Origin of the sequence: Stenotrophomonas sp. MYb238 (assembly GCF_009496535.1) — a bacterium.
GTDB lineage: Bacteria > Pseudomonadota > Gammaproteobacteria > Xanthomonadales > Xanthomonadaceae > Stenotrophomonas.
In genome coordinates this window covers 22,104-41,460 of the sequence record NZ_WIDL01000024.1, presented here as the reverse complement: position 1 = coordinate 41,460, position 19,357 = coordinate 22,104, and the positions used below count along the sequence as shown (strand labels likewise).

Below are 19,357 nucleotides of genomic sequence, written 5' to 3'. Positions count from 1 at the left end.
CAGCGCAGCGTGACCTTGCCGCGGCATCGGCCTTCCCGGAGCGGCGCCGGGGCGTCCGGCGGCGTGAACATCCCGCGGCCGCCGAATGCATTAGAATGGCCGCCCGCGACCCGTCACCCCAACGACGAAGTCGCATTTTTGTTTTCTGGCCCGCCAGTTGCCTGCAGGATCACGGACGTTGTCGCAGTAACGCCTATCGGAGCTTCCATGCTTTTCGAAACCCTCGCCACTTCCGGCCACGAACAGGTCGTGTTCTGCCATAACCGCGATGCCGGCCTGAAGGCGATCATCGCCATCCACAACACCACGCTGGGCCCGGCCCTGGGCGGGGTGCGCATGCGTCCCTACGCCAACAGCGACGACGCCCTGCGCGACGTGCTGCGGCTGAGCCGCACCATGACCTACAAGAACGCGCTGGCCGGGCTGAACGTCGGCGGCGGCAAGGCGGTGATCATCGGCGATCCGCGCACCGACAAGAGCGAGGTGCTGTTCCGCGCCTTCGGCCGCCAGGTCGAGGCGCTGGGCGGGCGCTACATCACCGCCGAGGACGTCGGCAGCGACGTCAACGACATGGAGCAGATCTACCTGGAGACCGGCTACGTGACCGGCGTGCACCAGGTCCATGGCGGCTCCGGCGACCCGGCCCCGTTCACCGCCTACGGCGCGCTGCAGGCGCTGATGGCCTCGATCAACCGCAAGTTCGGCCACGAGGAAGTGGGCAAGGTCAGCATCGCCGTGCAGGGCCTGGGTCACATCGGCATGGAACTGGTGAAGCTGCTGCGCGAGCGCGGCGCCAAGCTGTACGTGACCGACCTGGACCCGGTGCTGGTGCAGCGCGCGGTCACCGAGTACGGCTGCGAGGCGGTCAAGCCCGACGCCATCTACGACGTGGCCGCCGACGTGTTCGCGCCCTGCGCGATGGAAGGCGCCGTCGGCATGGAGACGCTGGACCGGCTCAAGGCCAAGGTCATCTGCGGCACCGCCAACAACCAGCTGGCCAGCCACGCGGTGGGCGACGAGCTGTACAAGCGCGGCGTGCTGTGGGCGCCGGACTATGCGGTCAACGCCGGCGGCGTGATGAACGTGTCGCTGGAGATCGACGGCTACAACCGCGAGCGCGCCATGCGCCTGATCCGCAGCATCTACCACAACCTCGGCCGCATCTTCGACCAGTCCGAACGCGACGGCGTCTCGCCGCAGCGCGCGGCCGACCGCATCGCCGAGGCGCGCATCGAATCCATCGGCAAGCTGAAGATGCCGCTGGGCCGCGCCGCGCCGCGCATGAGCCGCCTGCGCGGCGAATAAGCGCGGCATCGTGGAACAAGAAAAAGGCGGGCGACAGCGTCGTCCGCCTTCTCGTGCCCGCCGCCGGGAACTCAGAACGCGCGCAGCAACCGCAACGACACCTGCCGGTTGTCCTGGCGCCCGCCGAAGCGCTGGTCGTAGCCCAGCGACAGGCGCGCATCGCGTGTCAGCCAGCCATCGAACGACACCCCGACCAACCCCGACGCCGGCGCGGGCTGCAGGCCCTGCAGCGGCGCCCAGGCGTCGATGCCGGTGAAGCGCGCGGACAACGCGGTGCCGCTGGCGGACAGCGACTGCTGCCATTCGGCATACCCGTTCACTTCCAGTGCGCGCCAGCGGTAGTTGCCGCGCAGTCCAGCCAGCGCGCGCGCCTGGCTGGAGCGCCAGTCGCCGGCGCTCAGCCCGAAACCGTAGCCGCCCTGCTCGTGGAAGGCATCGCTGTCGATGCGGGCGTAGTCGACGCCGAGATAAGGCGTGAACGAGGCGGCCGCGCCGCCGAAGCGGTAGCCCGCCTCGAGGCTGCCGGCCAGGAAGCGGCCGTCGTACTGCGCCTGCACGCCGGCGCGCTCGCCGCCGAGCAGCAGGCCACGGTCCAGCTCGCGCTGGTAGCGGCCGATGCCGAGCTGTCCCAGCGCGTAGGCCCGTCCCCACTGCTGCCCGGCGTAGAAGCGCGCCTGGGTCTGGCGGTCGCGGCCCCTGTCGCCGGCCACGCCGCCGGCCAGTTCGGCCTGCATCTGTCCGAAGGCGACGCCTACCCGCGCCTCGCCGATGCCGGTCTCGCGGCCCAGCATCCATCCGCCCAGGCGGTAGTCGCTGCCGGCATACCCGCCCTGCCCGCCACCGCCCAGCGAACGCGACCAGGCGCCGTCGGCGCGGCTGCCGCCCTCGCCGAACTGCGCCGACAGCGCGCGCCGGTTCATGTCGATGCCGTCGAAGGTCATCGCCGTCGCCAGGGCATGCGCCTCGCCCGACAGGCTGCGCAGGGTCGCCACGGCCGCCTGCTGGCCCGGGCTCTGCTGGATGGCTGCCGCGGCGCGGATGAAGCCGCCGGCGACCGGGCCGCTGCCCTGCTGCGCGTCGAGCTGACGGAACGCCTGCTCCACCCGCGCCGCAGCGCCCAGTGCCGCCGGGCTGATGCCGGCGATCGAGCGCGCGGCGGCGTTGACGTCGATGCGTTCGATGTCCATCCACGCCTGGGTGCTGCTGTACCCGAGCGCGGCCTTCAGGAATACGCCCGATGCGGATGTCAGTGCGTCGAAACGGCCGGTGAGGCCGCCATCGGCGGTCAGCACGTACTCGCGCGCCTGGGTGACGTAGCCCTGGCGCACGCCCAGCACGTGCACGTCGCCGCCCTGCAGCGTGGCGCTGCCGCCGACCTGCAGCTGGCCGTTGCCCAGCGTCAGCGCCAGCCGCCCGCCGGGCAGCTGCACGTAGTCGCCCGCCACCCGCATGCCACCCTGCGCGGCGCCGGCCGCATCCAGCTCGACCACGCCGGCATTGCGCAGGTCCGCGCCCATCCATGCGGTGCCGGCCAGGCGCCCGCCACTTTCCACGGACACATCGGAATGGTGCAGGTCGCCGGCCAGCACCAGGGTGCCCTGCTGGATGCGGGTAGCGCCGGTGTAGTCCAGCGGCAGCCCGGCGTTGCCCAGCGTCAGCGTGCCGCCGCCGCGCTTGACCAGCCCGCCGCTGCCGGTGAGCGCGTTGCTCCAGGTAGAACTGCCCTCCAGGGCGACGGTGACGTCGCCCCAGTCGAACTTCGCCGGCCCCTGCACCGCCTTGCCGACGTTGAGCAGGCCATAGCCGAACACGGCGTCCGGCCCCGGATCGCCCAGGTCGGTGGCGGTGCCCAGCAGCGTCTGCCGCACCAGGTTGTTGTCGAAATATGGGAACGCCTGCCACACCAGCGCCGCCGCGCCGGACACCAGCGGCGCCGCATACGAGGTGCCGCTGCCGAAGTAATACGAGAGATTCGATGCCGTGGCATTGGCGCCGAGGAACGCGGCGGTGCCCGGCGCGACCAGGCAGTAGTTCCTCGCCACGCCGCAGGCGTTGGAGTAGTCGGCCAGGCGGCCGGGGTTCGCCGTGTCCAGCGCCGCCACCGCCAGCCAGCCGCGCTCCAGGTCGGCCGCCGGGTGCGTGCCGCCGTCGCCCGGCTGGCTCGGCAGCGCGGCCATGTCGCCGGGGTTGGCGCGCGCTTCGTTGCCGGTGGCGAACACCACCAGCCCGTCGTTGCCGACGATGAAAGGGCGGTACTCGGCGGCGATTTCCGCCGTCACGTTCGCGCGGGTCCAGTACAGGCCGCCCCAGGAGTTGTTCATGATGCGCACGCCGGCGCGGATCAGGTCGTCGTGGATGCCGGCCATGCCCAGCCCGCCGGTCACCTCGTTGCCCTGGCCGGAGCCGTCGTCCTTGGGCCGTTCGTCGTTGATGATGCGCGCCGAGACGATCTGCGCCCCCGGCGCGATGCCCCCGGGCCATTGCCCGGTGGCGGCGCCGGCGGCCAGCTGCGCCACCGTGGTGCCGTGGCCGACCACGTCGTCCACCGCCAGGTTGTTCCTGCGCGGGTCCACGTAGCTGAAGTTGGCCAGCACCCGCCCGGCCAGCGCGGGGTGGTTGCGCATCACGCCCGAATCGACCACGCCGATGCGGATGCCGGCGCCGGTGAAACCGGCCGCCTGCGCGGCCTTGGCGTTGGTCAGCGCCAGGTGCGCGTCCATCGCCGGCTGCGGCGTGGTCGGGGTGGGCGGTGGCGTGGTCGGCGGCGGGTTGACCGGTGGCGGCGTGGACTTGGTGCCGCCGCCCCCGCCGCAGGCGGCCAGGACCAGCGTCAAAGAAGCGGCCAGTACGTTGCGGCCCCGCGGTGCGCTGCGCATCTGCTCTTCCCCAATGGCTCGCCGGACACCGATGTGTGTTCAGGTATTGCCATCGGCCGGCCATGCGATGGCACACCTTCTATACTGCAACGACAAACCGCTGTCTGCCCGGATGTGCCGTTGGTCCAATGGGCACGCCGCCAGCGGCTTTCGATAATCGTTGCAGGATACAACCGAGACCGCACATGTCCGACATCGTCATCGCCGCCGCAAAGCGCACCGCCATCGGCTCCTTCCTCGGCCAGTTCAACGGCGTCCCCACCCCGACCCTCGGCGCCACCGCGATCCGCGCGGCCATGGAGCAGTCCGGCGTCGCCGCCGCCGACGTCTCCGAAGTGATCATGGGCTGCGTGCTGCCTGCCAACCTGGGCCAGGCGCCGGCGCGCCAGGCCTCGCTCGCCGCCGGCCTGCCGACCAGCACCGGCTGCACCACGCTCAACAAGGTGTGCGGTTCGGGCATGAAGGCCGTCATGCTCGGCCACGACCTGATCAAGGCCGGCTCGGCCACCGTCGTCGTCGCCGGCGGCATGGAGTCCATGTCCAACGCGCCGCACATGATCCCAAACTCGCGCACCGGCAACCGCTACGGCAACTTCCAGGCGGTGGACCACATGGCCTGGGACGGCCTGACCAATCCCTACGACGGCCAGGCCATGGGCGTGTTCGCCGAAGGCACGGTCGCCAAGTTCGGCTTCACCCGCGAGGAGCAGGACGCCTACGCGATCGAGTCGGTCAGGCGCGCCCAGGCCGCGCAGGCCGGCGGCGCGTTCGAGGGCGAGATCGTCCCGGTCAAGGTCGCCACCCGCAAGGGCGAGGCCGAGTTCGACCAGGACGAGCAGCCGGGCAAGTCCGACATCGCCAAGATCCCGACCCTGAAACCGGCCTTCAAGAAGGACGGCAGCGTGACCGCGGCCAGTTCGTCCAGCATCTCCGACGGCGCTGCCGCCGTGGTGCTGCTGGCCGCCGACGAGGCCGCACGCCGCGACGTGCAGCCGCTGGCGCGCATCGTCGCCCACGCCACCTTCTCGCAGGAGCCGGAATGGTTCACCACCGCGCCGATCGGCGCGATCAGGCAGGTGCTGGACAAGGCCGGCTGGAAGATCGACGAGGTGGACCTGTTCGAGATCAACGAAGCCTTCGCCGTGGTGGCGATGGCGCCGATCCGCGAACTGGGCATCCCGCACGCCAAGGTCAACGTCAACGGCGGCGCCTGCGCGCTGGGCCATCCGATCGGCGCTTCCGGCGCGCGGCTGGTGGTCACGCTGGTGAACGCCCTGCGCAAGCGCGGCCTCAAGCGTGGCATCGCCTCGCTGTGCATCGGCGGCGGCGAAGCGACGGCCATCGCCATCGAATTGATTTAATTGGGATTAATACCTTTTTCTCAAAAATGAATGCGCGTTCGCTTGACAGTCGAAATCGGCTTGTCATCATGTTTAAGGCGCGCAATGGCGCGTTGCCTAATCTAACGACGAGGATTCACACAATGAGCATCAACAAGCTGCTGATCGCGATGGCCCTGGGCCTGGCTCTGGCCGCCTGCTCGAAGCAGGAAGCTGCCCAGGACGCCGCTGCTTCGGCCAACGAAGCCGCCACCGACGCCCAGGCCGCCGCCGACCAGGCTGCTGCCGCCGGCGCCCAGACCGCCGACGCCGCCCAGGCTGCTGCCGACACCGCCGCCACCGCTGCTGACGCCGCTGGTGACGCCGCTGCCGCCGCCGCTGGCGCCGCTACCGACGCCGCTGCCGGCGCCGCTGCCGACGCTGCCAAGGCTGCTGAAGACGTGGCCGACAAGGCCAAGGACGCTGCTGAAGAAGCCAAGAAGTAATAACTTCTTCTTCGACGCAAGTCTGAAAAGCCGCTGGTTCGCCAGCGGCTTTTTTGTTGCCCGATCCACGGCGGCAAACCTTCCATCGACCTGCGATGCCTGCCGGAACTCGTCGCGGCGGTTGGTTCACGTCCGCCGCCCATGCAGGGCGCCGGCAGATGTATCGGGATCGCCATCGGCCATCTGCCCTTCCGCGTGGCCGTTCCGGCCGCTGGCGCAGTACGTGGCGCCCTCCTTCCGGCCAGGCGGCATGACTCCTCCAGCGGGTACACGCCCGCGCGCCATCGCCGCGGCGTTGACGCAATCTGAATCCGCGTCCTCCTACGCTGCGCGCGTCGTCCCCCAACATCAGGAGAACGCAATGAAGATCCTTGTCCCGCTGCTGGCCGGCAGCCTTGTGCTGGCACTGGCCGCCTGCAACAACCCCGATGCCGAACAGGCCAAGCGCGATGCGGAGGCCGCCGCCGACCATGCCGCCGATGCCGCACGCAGCGCCGGCGAATCGGCCGCCGATGCGGCGCGCACGGCGGCCGACCGTGCGGCCGACGCCACCCGCGAAGCGGCCGCCAAGTCCGAGCAGGCGCTGGACCGCGCGGCCGATGCGACCCGCTCGGCTTCGGACGACGCCGCCGTCAAGGCCAAGGAAGCGGCGGCCGATGCCAGCGCCGCGACCGCCAACGCCGCGCAGAAGGTCGCCGACCATGCGCACGATGCGGCCGAGAAGGCGCGCGAGAAGGCCGACGACGCCAAGCGCTGATCCGTCGCATAGGTAACCGAGGGCACGCAGAGCCCTCGTCAGGTCGCCCCTCTCCAGTGCGAGAGGGGCGGCAGGATACGAAGAGGTCCGTTCCAGCCACGCCGGTACGCCCCCGATCGACGGGAATGCAGCGGAGCCGGCCTTCCCGCTCCCGCTGGAACAGCGAACGGCGGAACTGCATGGCGGGAAGCCCGCCGCCCCCGCTCCTTGCGTGTGACTTGCACGGGGCCGATGGATCGGACGGCACCGTCGGCCTGCATCCACTCCCGCGGATGAGCCGGAGAAAGTGCCGCGCTCGACCTACAACGCCTGCACCGGGTTCTTCGCCGCGCCCGGGATCGCGGTGTCCTCGCCGCGCGTGCGCCATCGCGCGAGGTCGCGGCTGCGCGAGGCGAGCGCGCTTTCCCACAGCTGGTAGGCGTCCTCGCCGAGCATCAGGCGCACCGGTGCCTCGCCGCTTTCCACCATGTCCACGACCACCCGCATGCCCTTGGCCGGATCGCCCATCTGCCGGCCATCCTGATCGGCGAAGTAGTCGTCCATGCCCGCGTCCAGCGCCGCATAGTCGGCGATGCGGCCCGCCGCGCGCATGGCGGCCGCGCCGGCGAAACCGGTGCGGAAGGCGCCCGGCTCGACCAGGGTGACGCCGATGCCGAACGGCGCGACCTCGTGGTGCAGCGCTTCGGTGAAGCCTTCCAGCGCGAACTTGGACGCGTTGTACAGGCCGCTGCCGGGGAAGGCCACCAGGCCGGCGATGCTGGTCAGGTTGAGGATGCGCCCGGACCGCCGCGCGCGCATCTGCGGCAATACCTCGCGCGACAGTCCGGCGGCGGCGAAGAAGTTCAGCTCCAGGTTGGCGCGTATCTGCGCGGAGGTGAATTCCTCCAGCGCGCCGTAGGCGCCGGCACCGGCGATGTTGGCCAGCACGTCGATGTGGCCGAACCTGCCGGCGGCGGCCTCCAGCACGGCGGCGCGCGCGGCGGCGTCGGTCACGTCCAGCCGCAGCGGCAGCGCGCGTTCGCCGTACGCGGCGGCGATGGCCTGCAGCGGCTCCAGGCGGCGCGCGGCCAGCACGGCGTTGTCGCCCCGGGCCAGCACCTGTTCGGCCAGGGCCTTGCCGAAACCGGACGAGGCGCCGGTGATGAACCATGTCTTGCTCATGTCGTTTCCTTGAAGAAGGGAGAGTGGCCGGCAATCAGGCCGGCCGGGTGCGGCACGGCGCGGCCATTCCCGGCGGCAGGCGCCGGGAGGACCGGAGAACGATGGGAAAAGCCGTGGACCGCGCGCAGCACCCGCAACAGCGCCGCGTGCGGAGGCTCAGACGCCCAGGTGCCTGCGGTAGAACGGCACCAGCTGCGCCAGCGCCTGGCCGGTGGCTTCCGGCTTGTCGTACAGGTCGTAGTGGCTGGCGCCCGCGACGATCTGCAGACTCTTGTGCTGCGAGCGCGCCCGGCGATGCAGCTCGAAACCGTCGCGGTAGGAGCCGAAGCCGCCCGGCACGCTGCCGATGACGATGTGCAGCGGCTGGGTCAGCAGCACCTCGGCAAGATGGAAGGCGTCCCAGCCCACGGCGGCGGCGGTGCTGGAAAAGCGCAGCCTGTTCGGCGAGCCCGGCTGCCGGCCGCGCGGCGTGGTGTAGTACTGCACGGCCTCGACGATGTCGATGTCGTCCAGCCCGGCCTGCGCACGCTCGGCCTCGGAGCCCGGGATGTAGCCGACGACCAGCGGCTCGGCACCGCGCGCCTCGGCGGTGCGCTGGGCGGCGATGGCGTCCAGCGTCCGGATCGCCGCGTCCGGCGACATGTCGCCTTCGCGCATCAGCCGGCCGTAGTTGGCGGCCACCACGGTGCCTACCGCCTTGAAGCGGCGTTCGGTCATCGCCGCGCTGACGGCATAGCCGCCGCCACCGCACACGCCCAGCACACCGATGCGCTCCTCATCGACGTAGGGCAGCGTGACCAGGTAATCGACCGCGCAGCGGAAATCCTCCACGCGGGTGGCCGGGTCTTCGCTGTACCTCGGCTCGCCGCCGCTGGCGCCCTGGGTGGAGGCGTCGAAGGCCAGGGTGATAAAGCCCTCCCTGGTCAGCGCCTCGCCGTAGAGGGCGCCGGAGGTCTGCTCCTTGCAGCTGCTGATCGGGTGCGCGCAGACGATGGCGGCGTATTTCCTGCCGGGGTCGAAGCCCTCGGGCAGGCGCAGGGTGGCGGCCACGTCCCAGGTGCGGTTCCTGAAGGCGATGGCTTGCTGGGTGCTCATGGAAATATTCCTCTTCATCCGGTGGGTGCGTTACAGGCGGCTCCCGAAGAACGGGCTGGGCCGGGGCACCGCCTCGCCGCCCCGTTCCGGCGGGGTCGTTGGCGAAAGTGGTGGCCGGCATGGCGGTTTCCTCGTGGCCGGTGGCCAGGGCGGGCCCCGGCGCCGGATGCACAGGTTAGGGACATTGCATTACCGCGATAATCCCGGAAAATCCTGTTGTACTTATCAGGAAATCTTCTCAATGACCGGCAGCACGCTCAAGGAACTGACCGCGTTCCTGATGGTGGCCGAGGAGGCCAACTTCACCCGCGCCGCCGCGCGCCTGGGCGTGTCGCAGTCGGCGCTCAGCCAGGTGATACGCACGCTGGAGACGCGGCTGGAACTGCGGCTGTTCACCCGCACCACCCGCAGCGTGGCGCTGACCGAGGCAGGCGAGCGCCTGCGCTCGCTGGTCGGGCCGGCGATGGACGAGATCGAGGCCGGGCTGTCGCGGATCGGCGAGCTGCGCGGCAAGCCGGCCGGCACGCTGCGCCTGAACGCCGACGAGTTCGCCGTGCACAACGTGCTGATGCCGGCCATCGCGCCGATGCTGGCGCAGTACCCGGACATCCGCGTCGAGCTGACCACCGACTACGCCCGCTCCGACATCGTCAGCGGCCGCTTCGACGCCGGCGTGCGCCGCGGCGGGCTGGTGGCGCGCGACATGATCGCCATGCGCATCAGCCCGCCGATCCCGATGGCGGTGGTCGCCACGCCCGCCTACCTGGCCGCTCACTTCACCCCGCAGCGGCCGCAGGAACTGGTGGACCTGAACTGCGTGGGCCTGCGCCTGCCCACCCATGGCGAGATCTACGCCTGGACCTTCACCCGTGGCCGCCGCGACCAGCGGGTGAAGCCCGAGGGCCAGGTGGTGGTCAACGGCATCGGCGCCACCTGCCAGGCGGCCCTGCAGGGCATCGGCCTGGCCTACCTGCCGCTGCACCATGCCCAGCCCTGGCTGGAATCCGGGCAACTGGTCGAGGTGCTGGCGGACTGGCGCAAGACCTACGAGCCCTACCACCTCTACTACCCCAACCGCCGCCCCGCCTCGCCGGCGTTCTCGCTGCTGCTGCAGGCGCTGCGCGGGAACCTGGAACGGATGGAAGCGCAGGACGCGCCGCAGCCCCCGGCATGAACCGCCGTTGCCCGTTTCATCCGGCGCGAAAAGGGCAGCGCCGTCAATCCTCCGGCAACGCGCGCTCCAGGAAGGCGGCGAACGGCACGCGCGCATCCAGCATGCCGTAGGCCGGCGGCGCGCCGTGCGCCAGCCGCGCGCCGATGAACGCCGCAGCGACCGGACTGCCCGCGCGCAGCAGGGTCGCGGCCTGCAGCAGGATCGCCAGCGAGGCGGCGACCCGCCGCGCCGCGGACTCGGCCACCGCCGCCTCGTCCAGCGTCCGCCGCAGGGCATCGAGCGCGGCGTCGTAGGCCGCTTCGCTGCCGCGGACCTGTTCCAGCTCGCGCAGCAGCGCCTGCCGCGACGCCGGCTCGCGCGACAGCGCGCGCAGCACGTCCAGGCACTGCACGTTGCCGCTGCCTTCCCAGATCGAGTTGAGCGGCGCCTGCCGGTACAGGCGCGGCAGCATCGAGTCCTCGATGTAGCCGGCGCCGCCCAGGCATTCCTGCGCCTCGTTGACGAAGCCGGAGGCGCGCCGGCAGATCCAGAACTTGCCCACCGCCGTGGCGACGCGCGCGAACGCGGCTTCGTCCGGATCGTGCGCGGCCGCATCCACCGCGCGCGCGACGCGCAGCGCCAGCGCGGTGGACGCCTCCGATTCCAGCGCCAGGTCGGCCAGCACGTTGGCCATCAGCGGCTGGTCGACCAGGCGCCGGCCGAAGGCGTTGCGATGCCGGACATGGTGCAGCGCCTGGGCGAGCGCCATGCGCATTTCCGCGGCGGCGCCGAGCATGCAGTCCAGGCGCGTGAGCATGACCATCTCGATGATGGTCGCCACGCCGCGCCCTTCCTCGCCGATGCGCCGCGCGCGGGCGCCGCAGAACTCGACCTCGCTGGAGGCATTGGCCCAGTCGCCGAGCTTGTCCTTCAGCCGCATCAGCCGGAAGGCGTTGCGGGTGCCGTCTGGCAGCCGCCGCGGCAGCAGGAAACAGCTCAGCCCACCCGGCGCCTGCGCCAGCACCAGCCAGCCGTCGGACATCGGCGCGGAGAAGAACCACTTGTGCCCGACCAGCGAATAGTCGCCCTCCTCCGCCAGCGGCGTGGCCAGCGTGCGGTTGCTGCGCACGTCCGAGCCGCCCTGCTTCTCGGTCATGCCCATGCCCACGGTGATGCCGGCCTTGTGGGCGATGGGCACGTCGCGCGGGTCGTAGTGCGGCGCGGCGGCCTTGGCCGCCCACTCGGCCAGCGCCGGCTCGCGCCGCAGCACCGCCACCGCGGCGTGGGTCATGGTCAGCGGGCAGCTGCTGCCGGCCTCGGCCTGGTGGTGCAGGAAGCTCAGCGCGGCGCGCGCAACGTGCGCGCCCGCCCGCGGCTGCGACCACGACAGCCCGGCCACGCCGTGCGCCTTGGCCACGTCCATCAGCCGGTGCCAGGCCGGGTGGAAGTCCACGGTGTCGATGCGGTGGCCCTGCGCATCGTGGGTGCGCAGCAGCGGCCGCTGCCGGTTGGCGTCGAAGCCGAGCAGGTACAGTTCGCCGCCGGCCAGCGCGCCGTAGGCGTCCAGCTCGGCGGCGAACGCCCCGCCGCCCTCGCGCGCGACCGCCTCGCGCAGCGCGATGTCGTCGCGCCACAGGTTGCGCTCGGGAAACGGCGGCGGCTGGTTGTGGACCACGTGGGTCTCGAACGGCGCGGTCGCGTCGGTCATCGTTCCACCTCCCGAGGGTGCGGCCAGTGCATTGTGCCGCAGCGGGCGTTCTCGCCGCCTGCACGAAGCGCCCGGCACAGTCGGGCGCATGTCCAGCCAAGACGACCTGGTGGTGCTGCGGCCGGAAGGGCTGTATTGCCCGGCCGGCGATTTCCATATCGACCCATGGCGGCCGGTGGCGCGCGCGGTCATCACCCACGCCCACGGCGACCACGCGCGGCCGGGCATGGGCCGCTACCACTGCGCGCGGCCCGGCCTTTCGCTGCTGCGCTGGCGGCTGGGCGAGGACGCGGTCATCGAGGCGCACGACTACGGCCAGCGCTTCGGCCTGGGCGGGGTGGAGGTGTCGCTGCATCCGGCCGGGCACGTGCTCGGCTCGGCGCAGGTACGCATCGACGACGGCCGCCAGGTCTGGGTGGCCTCGGGCGACTACAAGCGCCAGCCGGACCCGACCTGCGCGCCGTTCGAGCCGCTGCGCTGCGACACCTTCATCACCGAGGCCACCTTCGCGCTGCCGGTCTACCGCTGGCCGGACACCGCCGCGGTGGCCGCCGACATCCTGCAGTGGCGCGCCGAGTGCGAGGCGCGCGGCGAGGCGGCCGTGCTGCTGTGCTACGCGCTGGGCAAGGCGCAGCGGCTGCTGGCCGAACTGCAGCGGCTGGACGCGCCCACGGTGTGGCTGCATGGCGCCATCGCCAATGGCGTGCGCGCCTACCGCGACGCCGGCGTGGCCCTGCCCGGATGCGAGACGGTCGCCGAGCAGGAGCGCCGCGCCGACGCCGCCGGGCGGCTGGTGCTGGCCCCGCCCTCGGTGGCCGGCGGCACCTGGCTGCGCCGCTTCGGCCACTGGCAGCTGGGCTTCGCCTCGGGCTGGATGCGGCTGCGCGGCAACCGCCGGCGGCGCAACCTGGACCGCGGCTTCGTCGTCTCCGACCACGCCGACTGGCCGGCGCTGCTGGCCACCATCGAACAGACCGGCGCGCGCCGGGTGATCGCCACCCACGGCGACAGCGACGCGCTGATCCGCTACCTGCAGGACCGGGGCGTGGCCGCCGAAACCTTCCGCACCGGCTACGGGGACGAGGAATGAAGGCGTTCGCGCGGCTGTACCAGCGGCTGGACCGCAGCACCGCCACCGGCGACAAGCGCGCCGCGCTGGTGGACTACTTCCGCCACGCCGACGCCCACGACGCCGCCTGGGCGCTGCACCTGCTCGCCGGCGGCAAGGTCGGCGGCGCCCGCCGCAAGCTGGCCACCACCACCGAGCTGCGCGCCTGGGTGGCGGCCGAGGCCGGGCTGCCGGACTGGCTGGTGGCCGACAGCCACGACCACGTCGGCGACCTGGCCGAGACCCTGACCCTGCTGCTGGACGACCCGCCGCATGCGGCGCCCGACGCCTCGCTGGCCACGTGGATCGAGCGCCGCCTGCTGCCGGCCGCCAACCAGCCCGAACCCGAGCGCCGCGCCGCGGTGGTGGCCGGCTGGCGCGCGCTGGCCTACCCGGAGCGGCTGGTGTTCAACAAGCTGCTGACCGGCGCGCTGCGCGTGGGCGTGTCGCAGCGGCTGGTGCAGCAGGCGCTGGCCGAGTGGTCGGGGCTGGACATCGCGCGCATCGCCCAGCGCATGCTCGGCGGCTGGACGCCGTCGCCGGCGTTCCTGCCGCGGCTGCTCTCGCCCGCGGAGTCGCCGGAGGACCGCCGCCAGCCCTACCCGTTCTTCCTCGCCTCGCCATTGCAGGGCGAACCCGAAGCGCTGGGAGCGGCGCAGGACTGGCTGCTGGAATGGAAGTGGGACGGCATCCGCCTGCAGCTGCTGCGGCGCGATGGCGAGGTGGCGCTGTGGTCGCGCGGCGAGGAACGGCTGGACGGCCGCTTCCCGGAGATCGAGCAGGCCGCCGCGGCGCTGCCCGACGGCTGCGTGATCGACGGCGAGCTGCTGGCCTGGCAGCCGGACGCGGACGCGCCGCTGCCGTTCTCCGCGTTGCAGACCCGCATCCAGCGGCGCAAACCCGGCGCGGCGACGCTGCGCGCGGCGCCGACGCGGCTGCTGGCCTTCGACCTGCTGGAACTGGACGGCCGCGACCTGCGCGAATTGCCGCTGGCTTGGCGCCGTGCGCAGCTGGAAACGCTGCTCGATACCCTGGGCGACCCGCGCCTGCAGGCCTCGCCGCGGTTGCTGCCCGACGACTGGGCGCAGGCCGCGGCGCTGCGCGCCGGCTCGCGCCAGCGCGGCGTCGAGGGGCTGATGCTCAAGCGGCTGGCCTCGCCTTACCAGTCCGGGCGCCGCCGCGGCGACTGGTGGAAGTGGAAGATCGACCCACTCACCGTGGACGCGGTGCTGCTGTACGCGCAGGCCGGCCACGGCCGCCGCAGCACCCTGCATACCGACTACACCTTCGGCCTGTGGGACGAAGGCCGCCTGGTGCCGGTGGCCAAGGCCTATTCCGGGCTGGACGACAGCGAGATCGCCGCCCTGGACCGCTGGATCCGCGCCCACACCCTGGAGCGCTTCGGCCCGGTGCGCAGCGTGCCGCCGGAACAGGTGTTCGAATTAGCGTTCGAGGGCGTCAACCGCAGCAGCCGGCACAAGTCCGGGGTGGCGGTGCGCTTCCCGCGCATCCTGCGCTGGCGCCAGGACAAGCGCGCGGCCGACGCCGACGCGCTGGCCGCGCTGCTGGACCTGGCGCGATGACGCCAGCGCAGGCGCAGGCCGCGCTCGGTGCCTGGTTCGCCAGCCGCGGCTGGAAGCCGCTGCCGTTCCAGCGCGCGATGTGGCGCCATTACCTGGCCGGCGACTCCGGGCTGCTGCTGACCCCGACCGGCAGCGGCAAGACCCTGGCGGTCTACGGCGGTCCCCTGCTGCAGGCGCTGCAGGAACAAACCCCACCGCGCCGGCGCGGCGCCGCACGGCCGTTGCAGGTGCTGTGGGTGACGCCGCTGCGGGCGCTGGCCGGCGACACCGCGCTGGCGCTGCGCGCGCCGCTGCAGGCGCTCGGGCTGGACTGGCAAGTGGGGCTGCGCACCGGCGACGCCGGCGCCGGCGAGCGCCGCCGCGCACTGGAAGGCCGGCTCGACGTGCTGGTGACCACGCCCGAATCGCTGTCGCTGCTGCTCAGCCACGCGCACACGCTCGATCACATGCGCCGGCTGCGCTGCATCGTCGTCGACGAATGGCACGAACTGCTGGCCAGCAAGCGCGGCGTGCTGCTGCAGCTGGACCTGCTGCGGCTGCGCGAGGCCGCGCCGCAGGCGCGGACCTGGGGCCTGTCGGCGACCCTGGGCAATCCGCAGCAGGCCTGCCAGGTGCTGCTGCCTGACCTGCCGCAGGCGCGGCTGGTACACGGCGCGCGGGCACGCCCGGTGCACGTGACCACCCTGCTGCCGGCCCCCGGCGAACGTTTCCCGTGGGCCGGGCACCTGGGCCTGGCGCAGCTGCCGCGGGTGCTGGAGGCCCTGCTGGCCGCGCGCAGCAGCCTGCTGTTCACCAATACCCGCGCGCAGGCCGAACTGTGGCACCAGGCGCTGGCCTCGGTCTGGCCGGAAGATCCAGCCGCGCTGGCGCTGCACCACGGCTCGCTCGACCTGACGCTGCGCCGGCAGGTCGAGGATGGCCTGCGCGCCGGCACCCTGCGCTGCGTGGTCGCCACCTCCAGCCTCGACCTGGGCGTGGATTTCCCGGCGGTGGACCAGGTGCTGCAGCTGGGCAGCCCCAAGGGCATCGCCCGGCTGCGCCAGCGCGCCGGCCGCGCCCGCCACCGCCCCGGCGCCAGCGGCAGCGTGGTCTGCGTACCCACCCACGCGCTGGAAACGGTCGAGTACGCCGCCGCCCGCCACGCGCTGCGCGCCGGGGTGATCGAGGCGCGGCTGCCGCCGCGGCTGAGCCTGGACGTGCTGGCGCAGCACTGCGTGAGCTGCGCGCTGGGCGGCGGCTTCCGCGCCGGCGACCTGCTGGCGCGGGTGCGGCGCAGCTATTCCTTCGCCGCGCTGGAGCAGGGCCTGTGGCAGGCGGTGCTGGACTTCATCGTGCATGGCGGCGCCGCGCTTGGCCGTTACCCCGACTTCCAGCGCGTCAGCCTCGACGCCGACGGCGTCTACCGCGTGCACGACCGCCGCATCGCCCGCCGCCACCGCCTGTCCATCGGCACCATCAGCAGCGACGGCAGCGTGCGGGTGCGCTTCCTGCGCGGCGGCGAACTGGGCTCGGTGGAGGAACAGTTCGCCGGCCGCCTGCGCCCGGGCGAACGCTTCCATTTCGCCGGGCGCCTGCTGGAACTGGTGCGGCTGCGCGACATGGTGGCCTACGTGCGCGCCGCGCGCGGTCCATCGGCCACCGTGCCGCGCTGGCAGGGCGGGCAGTTGCCGCTGTCCGAGCCGCTGGGCCGCGAGGTCGCCGCCTTGCTGGCCGCGCCCGACGCCAGCCCGGAGATGCGCTGGCTGCGGCCGCTGCTGGCGCTGCAGGAAGCGCTGTCGGCGCTGCCCGCGGCCACCGACCTGCTGCTGGAACAGGTGCAGCGGCGCGACGGCCAGTACCTGTTCTGCTATCCGTTCGCCGGGCGCCGCATCCACGAGGCGCTGGCGACCCTGCTGGCGCTGCGGCTGTCGCGCCAGGCGCGCAACAGCATCGGCTACGCGGTCACCGACCTGGGCCTGGTGCTGGCGCCGGAACGGCCGCTGCAACTGGAGCCGGCGCGGCTGCACGCCCTGTTCTCGACCGAAGCGGTGGAAGCCGACCTGCGCGAGGCGGTCAACCTGGCCGAGCTGGCGCGCCGCCAGTTCCGCGGCATCGCCCGCACCGCCGGCCTGCTGGTGCCGGCGCCGCCGGGCGGCGCGCCGCGCTCGCTGCGGCAACTCCAGGCCTCCAGCGGCCTGCTCTACGACGTGCTGCGCGAACACGATCCGGGCCACCTGCTGCTGGCCCAGGCCGAGCGCGAGGCACTGGACGAAGCGCTGGACCTGCCCGGCCTGCTGCGCACCCTGGACGACTGCGCCCGGCGCCGCATCGAACTGCGACACCCGCCGACGCTGACGCCGCTGGCTTTCCCGCTGTGGGCCGAGCGCCTGCGCGGCAAGCTGAGCAACGAAAGCTGGCGCGAGCGCGTGCTGCGCGCCGCCGCGCAACTGGAACGGCGCCATGGCCGCTGACCTGCCGCTGCTGCTGGCCGGCGAGGAGATGCTGCTGTGCGGCGAACGCGCGCTGTACTGGCCGCGCCAACGCTGGCTGCTGCTGGCCGATCTGCACCTGGGCAAGGGCGATGCGTTCCGTCGCGCCGGCATCGCCCTGCCGCGCGGCGGCACCGGCCACGACCTGGCGCGGCTCGACGCGTTGCTGCGACGGCTGCCGGTGGCGCAGCTGTGGATCCTGGGCGACATGCTGCACGCCGGCATGGCCGCCGATGCCGCGTGGCTGGCGCAGTGGCGGCGCTTCCGCCAGGCCCACGCCGCCGTCGCCCTGCACCTGGTGCGCGGCAACCACGACCGCGCCGCCGGCGCGGCGGCGCTGGACATCGACATCCATCCGGGAGCGGTGGCGCAGCCGCCGTTCGTGTTCGCCCACGAGCCGCGGCCGGACCCGCGCGGCCACGTCGTCGCCGGCCACCTGCATCCGGTGGCGCGGTTGCCGGGCATGCAGCGGCGCTGGCCGGCGTTCCACCTGCGCCAGGCGCTGACGGTGCTGCCGGCGTTCTCGCATTTCACCGGCGGGCAGCTGCTGCAGGCGCAGCCGGGCCAGCGCGTGGTGGTTTGTGTCGAGGGACAGGCCATCGCCCTGCCCCCGTCCTGACCGGTGGCTCAGTCCGCGCCGGCCAGCGCGCGCATGAAGTCGTCCTGCAACGGCAGCGTGCCGAACAGGCCCAGCTGGGTACCGCTGAGCACGCGCAGCATGTGCCCGCGGCCGCCGGGCATGCGCCCCATCGGCTTGAACAGCAGGTCGCGCGCGTGCGCGATCCAGTCGCGGTCGGACTGGAACAGCGGCGTCAGCCAGCGGCTCCAGAACTGGTACAGGCGCACGTGCCCCTGGCGCGCGGCCTGGTAGCGCGCCAGCGCCGCATCGACGTCGGCCTCCTCGCGCAGCGCATCGCGCAGGGCCAGCGCGTCGAGCAGCGCCATGTTCACGCCCTGCCCCAGTTGCGGGCTCATCGAATGCGCCGCGTCGCCCGCCAGCACCAGCCGGCCGCGGTACCAGCGTTCCATCACCGCGTCGCGATAGCTGGCGCGCGCCAGCTGCGTGTGCACGGTGATGCCCTGCAGCCGTCGCCGCGCCTCCGGCCACAACCGCGCGACCTCGTCGAGCCAGGGCTCGAGCCCGGCGCGCTCCCAGGCATCGAAGCCATCGCGCGGCAGACTCCAGAAGAAGCTCAGGCGCGGCACCTCGTCACCCGGCCGCGTGCCCACCGGCAGCAGGCCGATCATCTTGCGCGCGGCGACGTAGCGCTGGCGCAGCTCGTCGGCGAAAGCCCAGTCGCCGGCCGGCAACAGGCACCACAGCGCGCCCCACGGATAGACGCGGTCCAGCCGCGTGCCGCGCACCTGCGCGCGCAGTCCGGACGCGGCGCCGTCGGTGGCGATCACCAGGTCGAACGGGCCGTGCCAGTGGCCGTGCTGGTCGCGCACCCGCCGCAGGCTGTCGTCGATGGCGGCGATGCCGCTGTCCACGTGCAGGGCCCCGCCCGGCTCCCACGCCGCTTCCAGCAGCGAGAACAGCGCGCCGCGCTGCATGCCCACGCCGTGCAGGCGCGCATCCAGCCCGGTGTAGCGCATGTCCATCACCGCGCGTCCGCACGGCGTCTCGCCGTACAGCCGCCGCACCACCGCGCCGTGCGCCAGCACCTGCGGCAACAGCCCCATGCGCCACAGCACCTGCAGTCCGCTGGGCTGCAGCAGGAAACCCGCGCCCACCGGCCCGGGGCGAGCGGCGCGTTCGAATACCTGCACGCGGTGGCCGTCGCGCGACAGCAGCACGGCCAGCGACTGGCCGGCGGTGCCGTAGCCGACGATGGCGATGTCCAGCGTCTTGCTCATTGCGTTTCCTGCGGATGCGGCCACCGCGGCGGAACCGGCGGCGGCTTACGCCATCGCCCGGCGCCGGTATTGCGGCGCTGGAGATGCGTCCCCAAAAAACCGTTTGCAGCGGTTTTCGACATCGCTTGCCGATGGCTCGAAGGGTTCCGGCCAGGGACGGCGGGAGCAAAAAAAACCCCGCCGCGGCGGGGTTCTTTCGGCACGGCCGCGTGGATCACTCGGCCGGCGTGATATTGGAAGCCTGTGCGCCCTTCGGGCCCTGGGTCACGTCATAGCTGACGCGCTGTCCTTCCTGCAGGCTGCGGAAGCCCTTGGAATTGATCGCGGAGAAGTGCGCGAAGACATCGGCGCTGCCGTCCTCCGGTGAGATGAAGCCAAATCCCTTGGCGTCGTTAAACCACTTGACGGTACCGTTCGGCATGGTGATGCGAGACCTTGTTCGATGAATGGATTGATGCACG

Annotated in this window: 15 protein-coding genes; 9 read left to right on the top strand and 6 right to left on the bottom strand. The window is 72.4% G+C overall.

All coding sequences use genetic code 11. From position 1 onward, the window contains the following. Positions 1-207 precede the first annotated feature (207 nt). On the top strand, positions 208-1,305 hold the full coding sequence (locus tag CQ393_RS15025; protein WP_153192571.1) for a Glu/Leu/Phe/Val dehydrogenase dimerization domain-containing protein: 1,098 nt from the start codon (positions 208-210) through the stop codon (positions 1,303-1,305). Between the two features lie 71 nt (positions 1,306-1,376). On the opposite strand, the gene CQ393_RS15020 is transcribed toward CQ393_RS15025, so the two are convergent. Next, positions 1,377-4,181, bottom strand: coding sequence for an autotransporter serine protease (locus CQ393_RS15020; protein WP_153192569.1), 2,805 nt, complete (start codon positions 4,179-4,181; stop codon positions 1,377-1,379). A 185-nt stretch (positions 4,182-4,366) separates the two neighbouring features. On the opposite strand from CQ393_RS15020, the gene CQ393_RS15015 reads away from it, so the two are divergent. The 3 genes from CQ393_RS15015 to CQ393_RS15005 all read left to right on the top strand — a co-directional run bounded on the left by CQ393_RS15015 (position 4,367) and on the right by CQ393_RS15005 (position 6,763). After that, a complete protein-coding gene (locus tag CQ393_RS15015) occupies positions 4,367-5,542 on the top strand; it encodes an acetyl-CoA C-acyltransferase (protein WP_153192567.1) in 1,176 nt (391 codons plus the stop codon). 122 nt (positions 5,543-5,664) lie between these two features. Then, complete coding sequence (locus CQ393_RS15010) at positions 5,665-6,006, top strand: hypothetical protein (protein WP_153192565.1); 342 nt, start codon at positions 5,665-5,667, stop codon at positions 6,004-6,006. A 361-nt stretch (positions 6,007-6,367) separates the two neighbouring features. Next, entirely contained in the window at positions 6,368-6,763 is a 396-nt protein-coding gene (locus CQ393_RS15005; RefSeq protein ID WP_153192563.1) for a hypothetical protein, read from the top strand. Between the two features lie 300 nt (positions 6,764-7,063). Here the strand turns inward: CQ393_RS15005 and CQ393_RS15000 are convergent, their stop codons facing one another. Together CQ393_RS15000 and CQ393_RS14995 are read right to left on the bottom strand one after the other, a co-directional pair. Continuing rightward, on the bottom strand, positions 7,064-7,924 hold the full coding sequence (locus CQ393_RS15000) for an SDR family NAD(P)-dependent oxidoreductase (RefSeq protein ID WP_153192562.1): 861 nt from the start codon (positions 7,922-7,924) through the stop codon (positions 7,064-7,066). A gap of 156 nt (positions 7,925-8,080) precedes the next feature. Then, entirely contained in the window at positions 8,081-9,019 is a 939-nt protein-coding gene (locus tag CQ393_RS14995; RefSeq protein WP_153192560.1) for an alpha/beta hydrolase, read from the bottom strand. A gap of 241 nt (positions 9,020-9,260) precedes the next feature. On the opposite strand from CQ393_RS14995, the gene CQ393_RS14990 reads away from it, so the two are divergent. After that, a complete protein-coding gene (locus CQ393_RS14990; RefSeq protein WP_153192558.1) occupies positions 9,261-10,193 on the top strand; it encodes a LysR family transcriptional regulator in 933 nt (310 codons plus the stop codon). 43 nt (positions 10,194-10,236) lie between these two features. Here CQ393_RS14990 and CQ393_RS14985 read toward each other — a convergent pair whose 3' ends face one another. Then, positions 10,237-11,880: an isovaleryl-CoA dehydrogenase gene (locus tag CQ393_RS14985; protein ID WP_153192556.1), complete on the bottom strand. Its 1,644-nt coding sequence runs from the start codon at positions 11,878-11,880 to the stop codon at positions 10,237-10,239. 88 nt (positions 11,881-11,968) lie between these two features. On the opposite strand from CQ393_RS14985, the gene CQ393_RS14980 reads away from it, so the two are divergent. From CQ393_RS14980 to pdeM, 4 genes are read left to right on the top strand one after another with little or no spacing between them, the layout of a single operon-like run. Further along, positions 11,969-12,970, top strand: a complete 1,002-nt coding sequence (locus CQ393_RS14980) for a ligase-associated DNA damage response exonuclease (protein ID WP_153192553.1) — start codon at positions 11,969-11,971, stop codon at positions 12,968-12,970. After that, positions 12,967-14,571: an ATP-dependent DNA ligase gene (locus CQ393_RS14975; RefSeq protein ID WP_153192551.1), complete on the top strand. Its 1,605-nt coding sequence runs from the start codon at positions 12,967-12,969 to the stop codon at positions 14,569-14,571. Before CQ393_RS14980 ends, CQ393_RS14975 begins: the two co-directional genes overlap by 4 nt. Continuing rightward, the gene (locus CQ393_RS14970) at positions 14,568-17,021 is read left to right on the top strand and encodes a ligase-associated DNA damage response DEXH box helicase (RefSeq protein ID WP_153192549.1); all 2,454 of its coding nucleotides are present in this window, start codon (positions 14,568-14,570) and stop codon (positions 17,019-17,021) included. Before CQ393_RS14975 ends, CQ393_RS14970 begins: the two co-directional genes overlap by 4 nt. After that, the gene (pdeM, locus tag CQ393_RS14965; RefSeq protein WP_153192547.1) at positions 17,011-17,658 is read left to right on the top strand and encodes a ligase-associated DNA damage response endonuclease PdeM; all 648 of its coding nucleotides are present in this window, start codon (positions 17,011-17,013) and stop codon (positions 17,656-17,658) included. The genes CQ393_RS14970 and pdeM overlap by 11 nt, the downstream gene beginning before the upstream one ends. 8 nt (positions 17,659-17,666) lie before the next feature. On the opposite strand, the gene CQ393_RS14960 is transcribed toward pdeM, so the two are convergent. Then, a complete protein-coding gene (locus CQ393_RS14960; protein WP_153192545.1) occupies positions 17,667-18,896 on the bottom strand; it encodes an NAD(P)/FAD-dependent oxidoreductase in 1,230 nt (409 codons plus the stop codon). A gap of 214 nt (positions 18,897-19,110) precedes the next feature. Continuing rightward, positions 19,111-19,317: a cold-shock protein gene (locus tag CQ393_RS14955; RefSeq protein ID WP_057506519.1), complete on the bottom strand. Its 207-nt coding sequence runs from the start codon at positions 19,315-19,317 to the stop codon at positions 19,111-19,113. Positions 19,318-19,357: the final 40 nt, after the last annotated feature.